This is a genomic window from Aquihabitans sp. G128 (genome assembly GCF_019048865.1).
Classification (GTDB): domain Bacteria; phylum Actinomycetota; class Acidimicrobiia; order Acidimicrobiales; family Iamiaceae; genus Aquihabitans.
Genome location: NZ_CP077604.1, coordinates 4,823,709 through 4,840,406, shown reverse-complemented (window position 1 = coordinate 4,840,406; position 16,698 = coordinate 4,823,709). Strand labels below are relative to the sequence as shown.

14 protein-coding genes are annotated in these 16,698 nt (G+C 73.0%); 2 read left to right on the top strand and 12 right to left on the bottom strand.

Annotation, left to right across the window (positions count from 1 at the left end):
• Positions 1 to 226: 226 nt before the first annotated feature.
• Both KSP35_RS23280 and KSP35_RS23275 read right to left on the bottom strand, forming a co-directional pair.
• Complete coding sequence (locus KSP35_RS23280; protein WP_254126890.1) at positions 227 to 1,117, bottom strand: A/G-specific adenine glycosylase; 891 nt, start codon at positions 1,115 to 1,117, stop codon at positions 227 to 229.
• Between the two features lie 32 nt (positions 1,118 to 1,149).
• Positions 1,150 to 1,662 carry a MaoC family dehydratase gene (locus KSP35_RS23275; protein ID WP_216998145.1) on the bottom strand — a complete coding sequence of 171 codons (513 nt, stop codon included), beginning with the start codon at positions 1,660 to 1,662 and terminating at the stop codon, positions 1,150 to 1,152.
• Positions 1,663 to 1,891: 229 nt separating this feature from the next.
• Here KSP35_RS23275 and KSP35_RS23270 point away from each other — a divergent pair, with 229 nt between their 5' ends.
• Positions 1,892 to 4,360, top strand: a complete 2,469-nt coding sequence (locus tag KSP35_RS23270) for a bifunctional diguanylate cyclase/phosphodiesterase (RefSeq protein ID WP_216998144.1) — start codon at positions 1,892 to 1,894, stop codon at positions 4,358 to 4,360.
• A gap of 203 nt (positions 4,361 to 4,563) precedes the next feature.
• Here KSP35_RS23270 and KSP35_RS23265 read toward each other — a convergent pair whose 3' ends face one another.
• The gene (locus KSP35_RS23265; RefSeq protein ID WP_216998143.1) at positions 4,564 to 5,334 is read right to left on the bottom strand and encodes a hypothetical protein; all 771 of its coding nucleotides are present in this window, start codon (positions 5,332 to 5,334) and stop codon (positions 4,564 to 4,566) included.
• A gap of 111 nt (positions 5,335 to 5,445) precedes the next feature.
• Here KSP35_RS23265 and KSP35_RS23260 point away from each other — a divergent pair, with 111 nt between their 5' ends.
• Positions 5,446 to 7,038 (top strand): acyl-CoA dehydrogenase family protein, encoded by a 1,593-nt coding sequence (locus KSP35_RS23260; protein WP_216998142.1) that lies wholly within the window; start codon positions 5,446 to 5,448, stop codon positions 7,036 to 7,038.
• Between the two features lie 141 nt (positions 7,039 to 7,179).
• Here the strand turns inward: KSP35_RS23260 and KSP35_RS23255 are convergent, their stop codons facing one another.
• The 9 genes from KSP35_RS23255 to KSP35_RS23215 all read right to left on the bottom strand — a co-directional run bounded on the left by KSP35_RS23255 (position 7,180) and on the right by KSP35_RS23215 (position 16,625).
• Positions 7,180 to 7,992 (bottom strand): DUF2127 domain-containing protein, encoded by an 813-nt coding sequence (locus tag KSP35_RS23255; protein WP_216998141.1) that lies wholly within the window; start codon positions 7,990 to 7,992, stop codon positions 7,180 to 7,182.
• 44 nt (positions 7,993 to 8,036) lie between these two features.
• Positions 8,037 to 8,918, bottom strand: a complete 882-nt coding sequence (locus tag KSP35_RS23250; RefSeq protein WP_216998140.1) for a phosphotransferase — start codon at positions 8,916 to 8,918, stop codon at positions 8,037 to 8,039.
• A 30-nt stretch (positions 8,919 to 8,948) separates the two neighbouring features.
• Positions 8,949 to 9,368, bottom strand: a complete 420-nt coding sequence (locus KSP35_RS23245) for a hypothetical protein (RefSeq protein WP_216998139.1) — start codon at positions 9,366 to 9,368, stop codon at positions 8,949 to 8,951.
• Positions 9,369 to 9,436: 68 nt separating this feature from the next.
• Entirely contained in the window at positions 9,437 to 10,756 is a 1,320-nt protein-coding gene (locus KSP35_RS23240; protein ID WP_216998138.1) for an alkyl sulfatase dimerization domain-containing protein, read from the bottom strand.
• Positions 10,757 to 11,182: 426 nt separating this feature from the next.
• A complete protein-coding gene (locus KSP35_RS23235; protein WP_216998137.1) occupies positions 11,183 to 12,574 on the bottom strand; it encodes an aspartate aminotransferase family protein in 1,392 nt (463 codons plus the stop codon).
• A 129-nt stretch (positions 12,575 to 12,703) separates the two neighbouring features.
• Entirely contained in the window at positions 12,704 to 13,918 is a 1,215-nt protein-coding gene (locus KSP35_RS25335) for a hypothetical protein (RefSeq protein WP_216998136.1), read from the bottom strand.
• A gap of 4 nt (positions 13,919 to 13,922) precedes the next feature.
• A complete protein-coding gene (locus tag KSP35_RS23225; protein ID WP_216998135.1) occupies positions 13,923 to 14,171 on the bottom strand; it encodes a hypothetical protein in 249 nt (82 codons plus the stop codon).
• A 27-nt stretch (positions 14,172 to 14,198) separates the two neighbouring features.
• A complete protein-coding gene (locus tag KSP35_RS23220) occupies positions 14,199 to 14,885 on the bottom strand; it encodes a dienelactone hydrolase family protein (RefSeq protein ID WP_216998134.1) in 687 nt (228 codons plus the stop codon).
• A gap of 54 nt (positions 14,886 to 14,939) precedes the next feature.
• On the bottom strand, positions 14,940 to 16,625 hold the full coding sequence (locus KSP35_RS23215; protein WP_216998133.1) for a PQQ-binding-like beta-propeller repeat protein: 1,686 nt from the start codon (positions 16,623 to 16,625) through the stop codon (positions 14,940 to 14,942).
• Between the last annotated feature and the right edge of the window lie 73 nt (positions 16,626 to 16,698).

The window sequence follows — 16,698 nt, the reverse complement described above, 5'->3', positions numbered from 1 at the left end:
CGGAAACGGCGGCCTCCGCCCACAAGTTCGAGCCGGTCCGCCCCACCCCTTCGAACTTGTGGGCCCACACCGCCGAAAACAGCAGCCTCGGCCCACAAGTTGCATCGGGGTGGGGTCGGTGGGCGTCAGGTGGGGTCGGTGCCCCACCGTGAACTTGTGGGCCCACACCGCCGGAAGCGGCGGCCTCGGCCCACAAGTTGCATCGGGGTGGGGTCCGGGGGGGGGGTCAGGACGGGAGGTGGTGGGTGCCGGTGGGGTCGACGCGGGCGAGGCCGTCGGCGACGAGGGTGGCGGCGACGCGGGACGCCCGATCGGGGTCGTCGGGCCAGCCCGTGGCGGCGGGCAGGGCGTGGGCCGGGACCGGGCCGGCGCGCAGGGCGTCGACGAGGCGGCCGCGGCCCTGGCGGTCCGAGCCCTCGAAGCGGGACTGGCCGCCGCTGACGCCGGCCGAGCCCACGGCCGGGTCGGGCTCGGGGTTGCCCGCCACCCGCCAGGCGCAGTCGACCGCGACGGGACAGGCGTCGCACCGCGGCGCACGCTTGCGGCACACGGTGGCGCCCAGGTCGAGCATGGCCTGGTTCCACGCCCAGGACCGGCCCTCGGGCACCGCCAGGTCGGCGGCGTCCTGGGCCTCCGCCCGGCCGAGCGGGCGGCCGGTCCAGCGAGCGAGGATGCGGGCGGCGTTGGTGTCGAGCACGCCGACGCCGTCGGCCTCGTGGGCGAAGGCCAGCACGGCCCGGGCCGTGTAGGGCCCGATGCCCGGGAGGGCCAGCAGGCCGGCGAGGTCGGCGGGCAGGCGACCGCCGTGGTCGTGCGCCACGGCCGTGGCGCACCGGTGCAGGTTCACCGCCCGCCGGTTGTAGCCCAGCCCCGCCCATGCGGTGACGACGTCGGCCACCGACGAGGCGGCGCACGCCGCCGGGGTGGGCCACCGGTCGAGGAAGGCCTCGTAGCGGGGCAGGACCCGGGCGACCTGGGTCTGCTGGAGCATCAGCTCCGACACCAGCACCCGCCACGGGTCCCGGGTCCGCCGCCACGGCAGGTCCCGGCCGCCGTCGCCGAACCAGGCGAGCAGGCGCTCGGTCCGGTCGTCGCCGACGGCCGGATCGGCGGCCACGGCAGGGCCCTCGGCGGCCCGGACGTCGGGCGTCAGTCCTCCCAGACGTCGGCTTCGGCGTAGGGGCGCTGGCGGCCGGGCGCCGCCTCGTTCGTCCACACCATCACCTTGCGCTTGAAGTAGCAGACCTCTTCGCCGCGCTGGTTGATGCCCTTGGTCTCCACCGAGACGATGCCCCGGTCGCCCTTGGAGGTGAGCTTCTTCTCCAGCACCTTGGTCTCGGCGTAGATGGTGTCGCCGTGGAAGGTGGGCTTGGAGTGCTTGAGGGTCTCGACCTCGAGGTTGGCCACCGCGGCGCCGCTGACGTCGGGCACGCTCATCCCGAGCACCAGGGAGTACACCAGGTTGCCGACCACCACGTTCTTGCCCTGCGGCGACTGCTCGGCGTACCAGTCGTTGGTGTGCAGCGGGTGGTGGTTCATGGTGATCATGCAGAACAGGTGGTCGTCGTACTCGGTGATGGTCTTGCCGGGCCAGTGGCGGTAGACGTCGCCCACCTCGAAGTCCTCGAAGTTGCGGCCGAAGGGGCGTTCGTGCGTGGTCACCGGGGTCACCTCTGGGGATCGGTTGGGAAGGGTTGGACGGCCGGACCGTAGCGCCTGCCCTGCGCCCGGCCCCACCTCGCTCGGGTCTCTCCGGACGGGTGACAGGTGCGAGGATGGCGGACGATGACTCGAGGGGGGGCCGCAGGCCGGCAGCACGCAGGAGCGCACCCGCCCCGGCGTCGACATCGCACGCGGCCGCCTCCTGCACGTCCTGTTCCTGCAGCGCTACGTGGGCATCGTCGCCCTGGCCGCCGGCGCCCTGGCCGTCCAGCGGTTCCCGCTCTGGGTGCCGGCCCTGATCCTGGGCTGCGGGACGGCCATCAACCTGCTCGGCCACCACTTCGCCCGGACCACCGGGCAGATGCCGCTCTGGGTCCACCTCGGCGACCTCTCCGGCTGCCTGCTCTTCCCGGCCCTGCTCGAGTCGACGACGCTGCCGGCGGTGGCCGTGATGATGGCGGTCGTCTCGCTCTCGGCCAGCATCTCGGGGCTGGACCGCACGCTGGTGCTGATCGCCTACGGCGCAGCCGGCCTCACCCTGGTCGCCCTCACCAGTGGCTTGCCGGACGCCACGGTCACGGTCGTCGCCTTCACCATCGCCGCCGCCATGGTGGCCACCGCGGTGGGGCGGTTGGCCTCGACCGAATCCGACGTCCGCAACCAGCTCAACACCACGGTCGACAACCTCGACGCCATCCTCTGGATCCGCCGTGCGGAGGACCAGCTGGTGACCTACGTGAACCAGCGGGCCGTGACGATGCTGGGCTGGACCACCGACGAGTGGCAGGAGCCCGGGTTCTGGCTGCAGCACCTGCACCCGGAGGACGTGGAGGCGGTGGCCCAGGCCACCCAGCGGGCGATGTCGCTGGGCGTCGACCACGAGGTCAGCTACCGGTTCCGGGCCGCCGACGAGCGGTGGGTGCACCTCCACGACCGGGTGTCGGTCACCACCGACGGCAACGGGCGAACCACCGCCCTGCAGGGGATGAGCCTCGACATCAGCGAGCAGGTCCGCATCGAGCAGCGGGTCAACCAGTACGCCGACATCGTCGAGGGCATCGACCTCGCCCTGCTGGTGCTGCGCATCGACGAGCGCGACCCCGACGTCCTGCTCCTCGGCGCCGCCAACGCCGCCGCCGAGGCCCTGGTGGGCCGCAGCCTCACGCCGCTGGTGGGCACCACCATCGAGGAGGCGTTCCCGGTCCTGGCCGGCTCCCGCCTGCGGACGCGCCTCGCTGCAGTGGCCTCCCGCAACACCGCCTTCCGCGTCGACGACCTGCTGCTGCAGCCGCCCTCGGGCCCGCCCCGGGTGATCACCCTGCGGGCCTTCCCGCTCCCCGGCCGCTCGGTGGGCGTCTCGCTGCTCGACGTCACCGACGCGGTGGCCGCATCGGAGGCCCTGCGCCGCCAGGCGCTCTACGACGGCCTCACCGGCCTGCCGAACCGGCGCCTCCTGGACGAGGAGCTGCACCGGGCCGTGCGGGACACGCCGGTCAGCGGCGAGACCCTCGCCCTGCTGATGATGGACCTCGACCAGTTCAAGGAGGTCAACGACGCCCTCGGCCACCAGGTGGGCGACCGCCTCCTGCGCGAGATCGGCCTCCGCCTCGCCCGCGACCTCGACGACGCCCTGGTCGCCCGCCTGGGTGGCGATGAGTTCGCCGTCGTCCTCGCCGGCCACATCGACGAAGCCGCCGCCCGCGCCGTGGCCGAACGGGTGCGGACGATCCTCGCCGAGCCGTTCCTCATCGACGACGTGCGGCTGCAGACCAACGCCAGCATCGGCATCGCCCTGTTCCCCAGCCAGGCCCAGGACGTCGCCACCCTGATCCAGCGGGCCGACGTGGCCATGTACCTGGCCAAGCGCACCGGCACCGGGGTCGCCGTGTACGCCGCCGAGAACGACCGCTCCAGCGTCGAGCGCCTCACCCTCATCGGCGACCTGCCCGACGCCGTGCCCGCCGGCCAGCTGGTCCTCCACTTCCAGCCCTGCTTCGACCTCCGCACCGGCCGGGCGGTCCGCGCCGAGGCGCTCGTCCGCTGGAACCACCCCCGCCTCGGGCTGCTCGGCCCCGACCAGTTCATCGAGCTGGCCGAGCTGTCGGGCGCCATCCAGCCGCTCACCCGCTGGGTGATCGAGGAGAGCCTCCGCTCGGCCCGCGCCTGGCACGACGCCGGCCACGAGCTGGGCGTGGCGGTCAACCTGTCGGTCCGCAACCTCTACGACCCCGGCCTCGTGCCGCACCTCGCCGACACCCTCGCCCGCACGGGGCTCCCGCCCGAGTCGCTCGTGCTCGAGCTCACCGAGACCGAGCTCATGGACGACCCCAGCCTGGCCCGCGAGGTCTTCACCGCCCTCGGCGACCTGGGCGTCTCCACGTCCATCGACGACTTCGGCACCGGCTACTCCTCGCTCACCTACCTCCGCGACCTGCCCCTCCAGGAGATCAAGGTCGACCGCTCGTTCGTGAGCGGCATGCACCGGCGCAGCGACGAGTTCACCATCGTCCGCTCGATGATCGACCTGGGCCACAACCTGGGGCTGGAGGTCGTGGCCGAGGGCGTCGAGCACGCCGACGACCTCGCCCTCCTGCAGCGCCTCGGCTGCGACCTGGCCCAGGGCTTCCACCTGAGCCGACCGCTCCCCCAGGGCGAGCTGCTGCGCTGGCTCGACCAGCACGCCCGACAGCTGCTCTGAGCTGGGGGTCCGGCCCGGCGAGGCCGGCTCGCCCCGGCGTCAAGAACGGGCGTTCTAGGAAGTCGAGCGATCGTTCGGGTACAAATCTCCCCAGACCTCACCAGGACCGTGGTGCCTCCAACCGGGGGGTCAGAGGGTCCACGACCTGGCGGGTACCAGGCACGAGGTGCCGCACGGCGGAGTGCGGCACCTCGTGGCTCTTCCTAGGCGGAGCGCCGCTCGGCCAGCCCCCGCACCGCGGCGGCGTCGAGGGTGGCGGCGGCGAGGTCGTCCAGGTCCCGGTCGTCGTCGGGGTGGCACACGAGGCCCACGATCAGGGCGCGGGTGGCGTCCTCCACCAGGGTCACGACGTCGAGGCTCGGATCGATCTTGGCCCGCAGCACGAAGCCGTCGGTGAGCGCCGAGATCAGCAGCCCGATGCCCTCGGCGGTGAACGGCGGGCGGATGCGCGCCCCGACCGCGTCCAGCAGCGCCTGCGTGCCGGCCAGCTGGTTCGCCGCCAGGTGCTCGTAGAGGGCGCCGTAGTGCTCACGGATGTCGGCGCCCACCGAGCCCTCGTCCTCGGCCAGGGCGCTCAGGAGGTACTGGGCCCGGGCGCTGGCCCCGGCGTCGACGATCATCCGCTCGGCGTCGGCGCCCGCCGCCGTGGCCATGGCGCTCATGAGCTGGGCGCCGGTGGGGGCCAGCTCGGGAACCTGGCCGGCCAGGTCGACCAGGGTGGCGCTGGTGTCGTCGGACACCGCAGCGGTCTCGTCGTTGGCACCCAGCCAGCGGATGAGGTCGCGGTGGTAGGCGGTGGCGTTGCCGAAGCAGTTGTAGAAGGAGCCGGTGGGCAGCCCGGCCGCCCGGCACACCGACCGGACGCCCGGCAGGACGTCCTCCGGGCGGAAGCTGCTGAACAGCTCGGCGCCGGCGGCGAGCAGGCGATGGCGGGCATCGGGGGCAGGAGACGCGCTGGTCGGGGGGACGGCCATGCCGGGGAGGTTACGAAACTCGGTGTCCGCCTGCCGAAGTGGAGCTGACGACCCGTCAGATATGGCCGTGGATGTGGGACGGTCGCAGGGGCGAAAGTACGATCCAGCCCCATGACCGCACCGGATCTCGCCGCCGCCGCCACCGTCATCGACCTCGCCCAGCAGGTCGTCGACGCCGCCACCAAGAAGCTGGCGGCCGCAGGCTCGATCGACGACCACCAGGTCCTGGCCTACGACCTCGCCCACGCGGCGTCGGCCGTCGCCATCGCCAAGGGCCTGCTCGACTACGGCGCCAAGGGCGACGTCGAGGGCCGCATCGCCTGCGCCTTCGCCGCCGACGCCGTCGCCGACCTGGCCGGCAAGGTGTTCGGCCGCGAGGACGAGTTCGGCATCGAGGCCGGCGCCCTCGACGGGGCCCGCAGCTTCATCGGCACCTACAAGGCGGCCGAGTTCCTGGCCGGCATCACCGACCCGGGGCCCCGCCACCTCGACGGCGACTTCGAGATGGTGCAGGACACCTTCCGCCGCTTCGCCGACCAGAAGCTGGCCCCCATCGCCGAGCACATCCACCGCACCAACGGCGACATCCCCGAGGAGATCATCGAGGGGCTCGCCGAGATGGGCGCCTTCGGCCTCTCGATCCCCGCCGAGTACGGCGGCTACGGCGAGGGCGGCGAGGGCGAGTACATCGGCATGGTCGTCTCCACCGAGGAGCTGTCCCGCGGCTCGCTCGGCGCCGGCGGCTCGCTGATCACCCGGCCCGAGATCCTCGCCCGGGCGCTCATCGCCGGCGGCACCGAGGAGCAGAAGCACGAGTGGCTGCCCAAGCTGGCCGCCGCCGAGGTCATGAACGCCGTGGCGGTCACCGAGCCCGACTTCGGCTCCGACGTCGCCGGCGTCAAGGTCACCGCCACGCCCACCGACGGCGGCTGGCTGCTCAACGGCGTGAAGACCTGGTGCACCTTCGGCGCCCGGGCCGACGTGCTGCTCGTCCTGGCCCGCACCGACCCCGACCGCACCAAGGGCCACCGCGGCCTGTCGATGTTCATCGTCCCGAAGGACCGCGGCGACAGCCACGGCTTCGAGCTGGTGCAGCGGGCCGAGGGCGGCGCCGCCGGCGGCGGCAAGATGGAGGGTCGCCCGATCGACACCATCGGCTACCGCGGCATGCACTCCTACGAGATCGCCCTCGAGGACTGGTTCGTCCCGGAGGCCAACCTGATCGGCCTCGAGGGCGGCCAGGGCCGCGGCTTCTACTACCAGATGGCCGGGTTCGAGAACGGCCGGCTGCAGACCGCGGCCCGCGCCATCGGCGTCATGCAGGCCGCCTACGAGGCCGCCCGCCAGTACGGCCAGGACCGAGTGGTCTTCGGCAAGCCGGTGGGCGACTACCAGCTCACCCAGGCCAAGCTCGGCCGCATGGCCATGATCATCCAGGCCAGCCGCCAGTTCAGCTACGTGGTCTCCAAGCTGATGGCCAAGGGCGAGGGCCAGGCCGAGGCCTCCATGGTCAAGGCCTACGTCTGCAAGGCCGCCGAGTGGGTCACCCGCGAGGCCATGCAGATCCACGGCGGCATGGGCTACGCCGAGGAGTACGACGTCTCCCGCTACTTCGTCGACGCCCGCGTCCTGTCGATCTTCGAAGGCGCGGACGAGACCCTGTGCATCAAGGTCATCGCCAAGAAGCTCGTGTCCGAGGCCTAGCGGCCTCCGCCACCCCCTTCTCGGCGGTCCCCCGCCCTCCCCACCGAACTTCGGGTCCCAGGGCCACGCGCACGGGTGTGGGACCCGAAGTTCGCGGGAACGGGGGCGTGGTCGAGCGGGTCGAGAGCTCGTCGGGTGCCGCTACTGGTGGGCGGCGGGGGTGGGGGCGGCGAGGATGGCGGCCCAGTCGGTGGCCTGGTGCAGCGTCTTGGCGCCGCCACGGACGCCGAAGAGGTGCTTGGACCGGACCAGCCACACCAGGATCGCCACGTTGACGACCAGGGCGCCCACCCGGAACACGGTCACGCGGTCCACCAGCTCGTGGACCTCGAAGGGCAGCAGGCCGACGGTGGCCACCGCGGTGAGGTACTCGGCCCAGCGGCGCTCCCGCCAGAGCCCGTAGGCCTCGACGCCCTCCACGAGGCAGTAGGCCACCGCGGTCACGAACAGGACGGTGATCGCCGAGCGGTGCAGGCCGATCACCCGGTGCAGGCCGTCGCTGATGCGGTCCCGGCTGGCCTGCTGGCCGGTCTGGTCGACGGTGGAGCTGAGCCGCTCGTCGAGCGAGCGGGCCCCGGACTGGAGCCCGGGCAGCTTGAGCTCGAGCACGCCGAGGGCGATGGCCAGCAGCCCGAAGGCCAGCGAGTGCAGGCCGCGGTTGATGGCGATGAGGCGCAGCAAGACGGCCTCCTGCAGCACCTTGCCCCGGCGGGGCTTGGGCAGGACGTCGAGCGGCGGCAGGCCCTCGGCGACGCCGGGACCGGGCGCCGGCGGCGTGACCTCCAGCCACACGTCGCAGCGCAGGCAGCGGACCAGGCGGTCGCCCTCGTCCAGCTCGACGGCGATCCGCCGGTCCTCGGGCTTGAGGTGGGCGACCTTGGCGGCGGGCGCGACGTGGCCACGCATGGAGCACACCCAGGTCTCGGTGTGCCAGCCCCGCGGCACGAATCGCATGGCCGGAAGGCTGCCACAGCGACGCCATCGCCCCGGTGATCTCGCTAGCGCAGCGTCCAGGTCTCGTCGGCCCCGTCGCGCAGGGTGGCCACCCGCCGGGCGGCCTCGGCGGCCCAGGACGGGTCCTGCCCGCGGACGCCGACGGCCCACGCCGTCACCCACAGCTCGTAGGCGTCGACGAAGGTGGCGAACGCGGCCGACCCCCGAGGGTCCTCGCCGTAGGCGGCCAGGAACGCGCCGAGCGACGACACCGGATCGCCGTAGCGCTCGACGGCCACGACGGCGCGGGCGACGTCGTAGCCGGCCGGGCCGGACCCGCTCAGCTCCAGGTCGGTCAGCAGCGGGCCGCGTGGTCCCGCCACGACGTTGTCGCGGTGCAGGTCGCCGTGGACCACCACCAGGCGGCCGGCCTCGGAAGCGGCGTCGGACCACCGGCCGGCCAGCGCCGCCGCCCGGTCGCGCACGAAGGCGGCCTCGTCGTCGTGGGCCGGGTGGTCGGCCACCGCGAGCAGGACGGACTCGATCGGGTCGAAGGGCGCGATGGTGCTCGCCACCGCGGCCGTGCGGTCCCGCAGCGCCGCCGCGAGCGCCCCGAGGTCGGCGTCGCTGACCGGAGCTCCGCCTTCGCTCCAGCGCCAGGCGGTGACGACCTGGTCCCCCACCACCCACGGCTGCTCGGCGGCCTCGACGAGCGCGGTGACCGGCACCTCGGCGGCAGCCAGCGCCTGGGCCAGGGCGACCTCCCGGTGGGCGACCTCGGCGTGGGCGGCGGGCCGCACCCGCACCAGCACGGGACCGCGCCGCAGCACGAGCGCGGCGCCCTCGCGGATGACCGCCGTCGCCTCGGCCCCGCCGTCGCCCACCGGCACCAGCCGATCGAGCACCTCGTCACCAGCGGCTCGGGCGAGGTCGGGGGCGTCGGCCATCGGACGAAACCTACCGGCGGTCGGTCGATCTCAGGACCGGGCCCAGCCCCGCCGTCGGGCCAACCCGGGGTAGAAGGCCAGCGCCGACCCGGCGAACACCCAGCACAGGGCGGTGGCGGCGATCGGCACCCACAGCGGCGCCTGGTCGACCGTGCGCCACTGCCCGTCGGCGCGGTAGACCTCGACCCGGTCCCCCACTGCCGTCTTGCCCGGGCGGCTGAACGAGATCAGCTCGTCCTCCACGCGACCCGAGACGAGGTCGTCGTTGCCCTGCTCCACCACCCGGTCGACCCGCACGGTCCGGGTCTCGCGCCCCTCCCGGTCCTGCGCGTCCTGGTGGCGCGACAGCCACATGGGGATCGGCAGCAGGAGCACGAGGACCGCGGCGGCCCGGACCGCCCAGGTGCGGCGGAGGAAGAAGGAGAACCAGAGGCTGTGGCGGCTCGACATGGGATCCCGACCCTACGTGGCCTCCCGAGCGTCTCCGGCCGGAGGATCCGGTGGTCGGCGGCGGTGGTTCAGTCCTCGGCGCGGTCGTCGCTGGCTCGGGCGGTCTCGTTGAAGACGCCCTTGGCCATGAGCGAGGTCTCGGCCTCGGCCCGCGCTCGGTAGAGGCGGGCGCGGAGCCGCCACAGGCCGTCGTCGTCGGTGGCCCGGGTGGCGAGCTCCACCAGGTGGCAGGCCAGGCGGTGGTCGCCGCTCTCGGAGAGCTGCTCGGCCCGAGCGGCCAGGCGGTGGGCGCCACCGGCCAGGTCGGCCAGCTCGACGGCCAGCACGTCGGCCTGGGCCGGCTTCAGCTCGGCGGGATCGCCGTCCCACCAGCCGCCGTAGAGCCGCCAGATGTTGCGGACCACGAACTCGGGCTCGTCGTAGACGGGTCGCAGCCACGGCCGGTGCAGGAGGTCGTCGGCCACCCGCACCGAGTGGACGATCTCGTCGAGCGTGGCGCCCTGGTTCATGGCGCCCACCACGTCGGCCACCAACCGCTCCAGCGCGGTGGCGAGGTCGCCCAGGACGGTGGCCACCCGCTCCCTGCCCGCGACGGGGAGGCCGTGGGCCGGCAGCAGCAGCTCGGGCTCCTTGGCGATCATCTCGCGCAGCGCCGCCGCCCACTCGCCCGGGTAGCGCTGGACCTTCTGCGGGTTGCCGGCGTTCGGGAACACCCAGGCCACGAAGTCGCCCACGGCCACCGCCCGGTGGGCGGGGATCCAGGCCCACGTGTGGTCGTCGGTCTCGCCGCGGGCGTGGTGCAGCTCCAGGTCGAGGCCGCCGACCGAGAGGTCGAGGTCGTCGCGGTACGCCTCGGTGACCTCGGCGGCGTCGTCGGGCAGGAACGGACGGGCCCGGCCGCTGGCTCCGGCGCCGCCCCCGAAGCCGGGGCCGAACTGCCGGGCGTTGATCGCGAGGTTCCAGCCGTTGGTCTCGCGGTAGCGGTCGAAGCGCGCCGCCACGTTCTCGTGGCCGACGACGTGCGGTGCCGCGTGGCCCCGGGCCGCGCCGTCGGCCAGCAGGGCGCCGCTGCCGCCCACGTGGTCGACGTGGCCGTGGGTGTACACGAGCGAGTGGACGGGCTCGTCGCTCCACGCCCGCAGCGAGGCGGTCACGCCCCGGCCGGTGAAGGCGCTCGACGCGTCGAACAGCACCAGGCCCTCGTCGGTCCGGAACGCCACCACGTGCGAGAAGCTCTCCACCACGGCGATGCCGTCGGCCAGCTCGCTCAGCTCGTTGGTGACCCGGTTCGTCGGCCCCTCCGGCGCCCCGGCGGGCGGCCCCCCGGGAGCCGACCACGCATCCACGATCGCCCCCGACAACCCGAGCAGCTCCCCATCGTTCCCCATCCCCCCGACCCTGCCACAGCCCGCCCACCGACCGCATGCGCGACCGACCCGGGGGTGTGGGTTCGGGGTCCGGGGTCCGGGTTGGGGTTGGGGGTTCCCGAGCGAAGCGAGCCCGGGGGGGTGTGGGGGGGCGGAGCTTGCGGAGCCCCCCCCCACGACCAACGACGGCGGCTCCGCCGCCGTCGTTGCGCAAGGCGCCGGGCGTCAGCCCGTCAACCAGGAAGCTCGAGGAACGGAGTGAGCGCCAGCGAACGAGTGACGAGACATCACGAGCCCGGGGGGTGTGGGGGGGCGGAGCTTGCGGAGCCCCCCCACGACCAACGACGGCGGCTCCGCCGCCGTCGTTGCGCAAGGCGCCGGGCGTCAGCCCGTCAACCAGGAAACTCGGGGGAACGGAGCGAGCGCAGCGAGCGAGTGAGCCCGAAGCTACGCCTCCGGCGGCAGTGCCTGCTGCTCGTCGAGCATGTCGGACATGACCATCTTGATGAAGGAGTCGGCCTCGTCGGTCATGCCGCCGGCGACGCCGCCGTAGATGGCGCCGGAGGCGGCGGGCTCGTGGCCCTTCTCCTTGGCGTACTCGACGGCGGCAGCGAGGTCGTTGGCGAACGCCTCGACCACGCCCGGCTGGGTCTGCGGGCGGGTGACGGCCATGTGCAGGCCGTTGGGGTACTGCTGGCCGTTGAAGCGCCAGCCCTTCGGGCGCATGAAGTCGTTGACGTGGTACACGTCGAACTCGTCGCTGGTGAAGCTGAAGAGGAACGACGGGCTGCCCACCAGCTTGAGCTCGGGGTGGCTCTTCACGGCCTCCTGCATGGCGAGGGAGGTCTCGAAGATCTTCTGGGCGTAGCCGCGGTAGCCCTCTCGGCCCAGCTGGACCATGGAGGCCCAGGTGGCGGCGAGGAGGCCGCCGGAGCGGGAGCCGTCCATGCCGGGCGAGCAGTACTTGCCGCCGCTCCACTCGGTGAGGAAGAAGTACTGCGAGTTGCGCCACTTCTTGTCCCGGAACAGCACGGTGCTGGTGCCCTTGAAGGCGTAGCCGTACTTGTGGGTGTCGGCGGAGATCGAGGTGACGCCGGGCAGGCGGAAGTCGAACACCGGGATGCCGAAGCCGAGCTCCTCGCCGAAGGGGAGGATGAACCCGCCGAGGCAGCCGTCGACGTGCAGGGGCAGGCCGGTCTCGAGGGCGAGGTCGGAGAGCTCCTGGATGGGGTCGATGGTGCCGTAGCCGTAGTTGCAGGCCGAGCCCATGAAGCCGATGGTCTGGTCGTCGATGTGGTCGCGGACCCATTGCACGTCGACCTGGGTGGTGACGGGGTCGACCGGGGCCTGGCGCAGCTCGATGCCGAAGAGGTGGCAGGCCTTGTCGAAGGCGGGGTGGCCGGTCTCGGGCTTGATGAAGTTGGGCTTGGTGACGCCCCGCTCGTTCCGGGCGACCTCGCGGAAGGCCAGGATGGCGTGGGTGATCGAGCCGGTGCCGCCGCTGGTGACCAGGCCCACGGGCTCGGTGTCGGTGACGGCGTCGGCGTGGAACAGGTCGAGCGCCATGGCGATGACCTCGCCCTCGTAGCGCGTGGCGCTGGGGCAGATGTCGCGCTGGAGGATGTTGACGTGGGCGTAGAGGCCGAACACGTCGTTCATGAACGAGTAGTGGTCGTGGTCGCCGCAGTACATGGTCCCGGAGACCTTGCCGCCCTCCCAGGCGACGTCCTCCTCGACGGCGAGGCTCCGCATCTCGGCGAGCACCTCGTCTCGCGGCCGCCCCTTCTCGGGCAGCGTGCGGTTGACCGGGAACCGGTCCTTGTACGGATACGCAGCCATCAGCGGCCACCTTGCCTTCCATGCCCTCGTCCGAGTATCCGAGCGTTCACTCGGATCCTTGCCCCCATCATGCCCGCCGACGGGTCGAAACCCAAGTGGCCGAGCCTACGCCAGAGGCTGGACACCCGTTCAGGTGAGGAACGCCGACCTCAGGCGGGGACGAGGTCGGCGGGCACGAACTGCTCGGTGAGCAGCCGCTCGAAGCGGGCCGGGTCGCCCCCCCACGAACGACCGGCACAGGGGCAGGCCGTCGACGTAGCAGAAGATGTAGGACCGCCACGTGGGGTGGGTCAGGAAGGCGATGGACTTCACCGCTCGCTCGTGCGACAGGAGGCCCCAGCGCTCGAGCTCGGCCACTGCGTCGTCCTCCGACCGGCCCTGGTCGTGCAGCAGCAGCGCGGCGTTGCCCCGCACGGCCGAGAGCGCCTCGCCGGCGGCGGAGACGGCCGCCACCACCTCGGTGTCGTAGCGGATGCCGAGCGGGTGCAGGATCTCGGCCATCGCCGGCTCGTGGTCCGGCCCGAGCAGCGCCTCGATGGCGAGGTCGGCGAGGCCCTCGGCCAGCAGGCACTGCGGCGTGCCCACCAGGAAGATCGCCTCCTCCAGCTGCTGGCGGCGGCGCACCAGGCCGACCTCCTTGCGGCAGTGCTCGGTGTGGTGCCCGGGATAGGCCTCGTGGGCGATCAGGTGGCCGATGGCGGTGGACGAGACGGGCAGGTCGGTGTTGATGGCCACCCGGCTGCGCAGCCCGCCCTCGTAGTAGTTGAACCCCGACCACGGCTCGTCGGAGACCAGCTCGAACTCGATGTGCTCGCCCTCCGGCAGGCCGAAGGCCGCCTCCGTGCGCTCGCGGAACGCCTCGGCGACGGTGTGGACCGCGGCGGTCAGCTGCTCGCGGGACATGACGTGGCTGGTGCGCCAGGCGTCGTAGCGCTCGGCCAGCGGACCGGACCCGGGCAGGGCGCCGTCCAGGCGGTGGTGCGCCTCGGCCAGCACGTCGTGCGGCACCGCCGAGGGGCGCACGCCGTAGCACTGCTCCACCTCGTCCAGGAACGCCACGTCCTCGCCGGCCAGCTTCCGCGCTGCGGTGTGCAACCCGGCCGCCTGGGCCCGCAGCCAGCGGCGGCGGGTGGGGTCGAGGTCCCCGTCGCCGGCGTCGAGGTCGGCCACCAGGGCCCGCACGTCGCCCACCAGCGCGGGCAGCGCCCGCTGGGGCTCGCCCTCGACCCGGGCCTTCAGGTCCTCCGGCCCGAAGTAGGCGTCGACCAGGCCGTCGAGGTGGCGGCCGAGCCGCAGGCCGACCTCGAGGTAGCGGGTGACCGGATCGAGCTCGGCGACGGGCATCGGGTCACGGTACCTGTCGGCACGGCGGGCCCGGCGGGGGCGCCGTGCACGGGGAGGGCTCGTTGCGGCGGTCGTGCTCGACGGCGTCGTTCTTGACGTAGGAGAAGGCGAAGATGATGAGGGCGACCACCACGACGAGGGCGAGCACGAGGCCGACGATGCCCTTCCACGACGCCTGTCGGGCATCGCCGAGGCGCTCGGTGGCGCGGTCCTCGCGCCGGTCCTGGAACCGCTCCCACCGCCCGCCGCTCACGCTGCGCTCCCGGACCGCCCCCGGGCCTCAGCCCAGGCGGGTGTGCAGGAAGTCGAGCGTGCGCTGCCAGGCGGTGGCGGCCGCCTCGGGGTCGTAGACCTCGGGCCGGGTGTCGTTGAAGAAGGCGTGGTCGGCGTCGTCATACACGTACAAGGTGGCCGACGCGCCCACGCCGCGCAGCGTGGATTCCAGCTCCCGGGCCGCCTCTGGGGTGAAGAAGCCGTCCTTGCCGGCGTAGTGGCCCTCGACCGGCGCCTGGATCTTCGACCAGTCGGGCTGGGCGTCGGGCCACGGGATGAGGCCGTACCAGGGCACCACGGCACCGAACTTGTCGGGCAGCTCGCAGGCCGCCACCAGGGTGAGCCCGCCGCCCATGCAGAAGCCGGTGATGCCGAGCTTGCCGCCGGTGACGGCGTCGTGGCCGAGCAGGAAGTCGACCGCCCCGCTCATGTCCTGCACGGCGCGGCTGAGGTTCAGGGCCATCATCAGCTTGCCGGCCTCGTCGGGCTCGGTGGTGCTCTCGCCGTGGAACAGGTCCGGGGCCAGGGCCACGAAGCCCTCGGCGGCGAACCGGTCGCACAGGTCCTCGATGTGGGGCACCAGGCCCCACCACTCCTGGATCACGATCAGGCCGGGGCCCGACCCGCTCTCGGGAAGCGCCAGGTAGCCGCTGGCGCCGTGGCCGTTGCTCGGGAAGTCGACGAGTTCACCCATGGCCCCGAAGCTACCCACCGAGCCGGGACGACGTTCCTCGCCGCTGTCGCCCACTCAGTTCTTCGGCGGCCAGCTCGCATCGCTGGCGTCGGTGAGGTCCAGCACCTCGACGATGGAGTCGACCCCGATCACCAGGCGGTCCGGGCTGACCGACTCGATGGAGATCGACGGGGTGCCCCCCGTGTCGTAGCGGCTGCGCAGCGTGCCCACCTTCGGCGCTCCCAGGTCACCGGTGGCGACGTCGACGGCCTGCACCTTGATGGAGCGGTCCGAGCCGGTGAAGGTCACGAGCCGCACCGTGGAGCCACCGGTGACGAGCAGGGTGCGCGGGGTGCTGTCGAAGAGGGCGTCGGACGAGGCGTACGGACCGTCGGAGACGGGTTCGGAGGTGCCGGGCAGGCGCACGGACCAGAGCCGCTTGCCGGTGGTGAGGTCCCACGCCGCCAGCCCGCCCTTGGTGGAGCCTCGGGTGCTCGAGGTCTCGGCGATCAGCGTGGTGCCCACGATGGCACGGGGCTTCGCGGTGGCGTCGGGCAGCGCCTCGAGCTCGGCCACCTTGCCGGTGGCCAGGTCGACGCGGAGCGGGCTGCCGGACGATCGCGGGAAGACGAGGTGCTGGAAGTTCAGCACCGCCCCCTCCTGGTCGAAGTTGCCCTCCTCCAGCCCGACCTTCCACCGCTGCTTGCCGGTGGTGGCATCGATGCGGGTGACGCAGCCGTAGCCGAAGCCGAAGTAGGTGACCAGGTCCGTGCTGCTCGGCACCCGCAGGATCGGGTCGCCGCCGTGCAGCTCGATCGGGAACGGCACCGTGTCGCTCGGCCCGCAGCTCGGGGTGAACGTGCGCACCACCTTGCCGCTGGCGGGGTCGAGCTGGACGACCTGCGTGAGGTCGGCCGCGGTGGGCGGGTCGTCGATGACGTAGACGTCCTCGCCGGCCACCGTCACGCTCCCCGCTGCGGTCTGGAGCCGACGGCTCCAACGGGGCTCGTTCGACTCGGCGGCGAACGCCGTGACGTAAGCGTCGTCGGTGCGCAGGACCATGGTCCCGTCCACCACGGAGAAGCACCCGGGGCACCCGGTGGTGAGCGAGTCGGTGAGCGTGGCCTGCCAGCGCTGGGCCCCGGTCTCCAGCGAGAGCAGGATCAGGTGGGTGCCGCCGCCCACCCACAGGTCGTCGCCGTCGATGGCCAGCTGGGCGGTGTAGAGGTCCTTCGGCAGCGGCGGGCTCTTCCAGGTCTCCTTGCCCCCGCCGGGCCCGATCACCACGCGGACCAGCTTGCGCTGGCTGCCGTCGCCGTTGTCGGTGACCATCTTGACGAGGTCGGTGCTGCTGCCCTCGCCGGGCACCACGATCGACGAGCCGCTGCTGGGGTACAGCTGGTTCGGCTTGAGGCTGCGGAAGGGCCCGGTGCCCTTGCTGATGCCGGCGATGAGGCCATAGGTGGCGCCGCCGATGACGAGCAGCACCACCAGCGTGATCAGGCACCCCACGCGGCTCCCGCTGGAGGCGCCCTTGCGGGTGGTGGTGGTGGTCGACGTGCGGAAGACCGGCTCCGGCGTCCAGGTGGCGAAGGGCGCCGGGTCCGGCGCCAGGGTGGGCGGCGGGCCCTGCGGGCCGAACGGATCCTGCGGGTCCCGGGTCCAGGCCACCCGACCGCACGACGGGCACCGCACCACTCCCTCGGCGTCGGGCAGGGGCAGGACCGTGCCGCACCCTTCGCAGACCGAGCTCTCAGCCACCCGAACGACCTTCCGTTGCACCGAGCCGGTCCCGCACCGGCACGCGCCCACCTTACGGGCCGCCCGGGCGGCG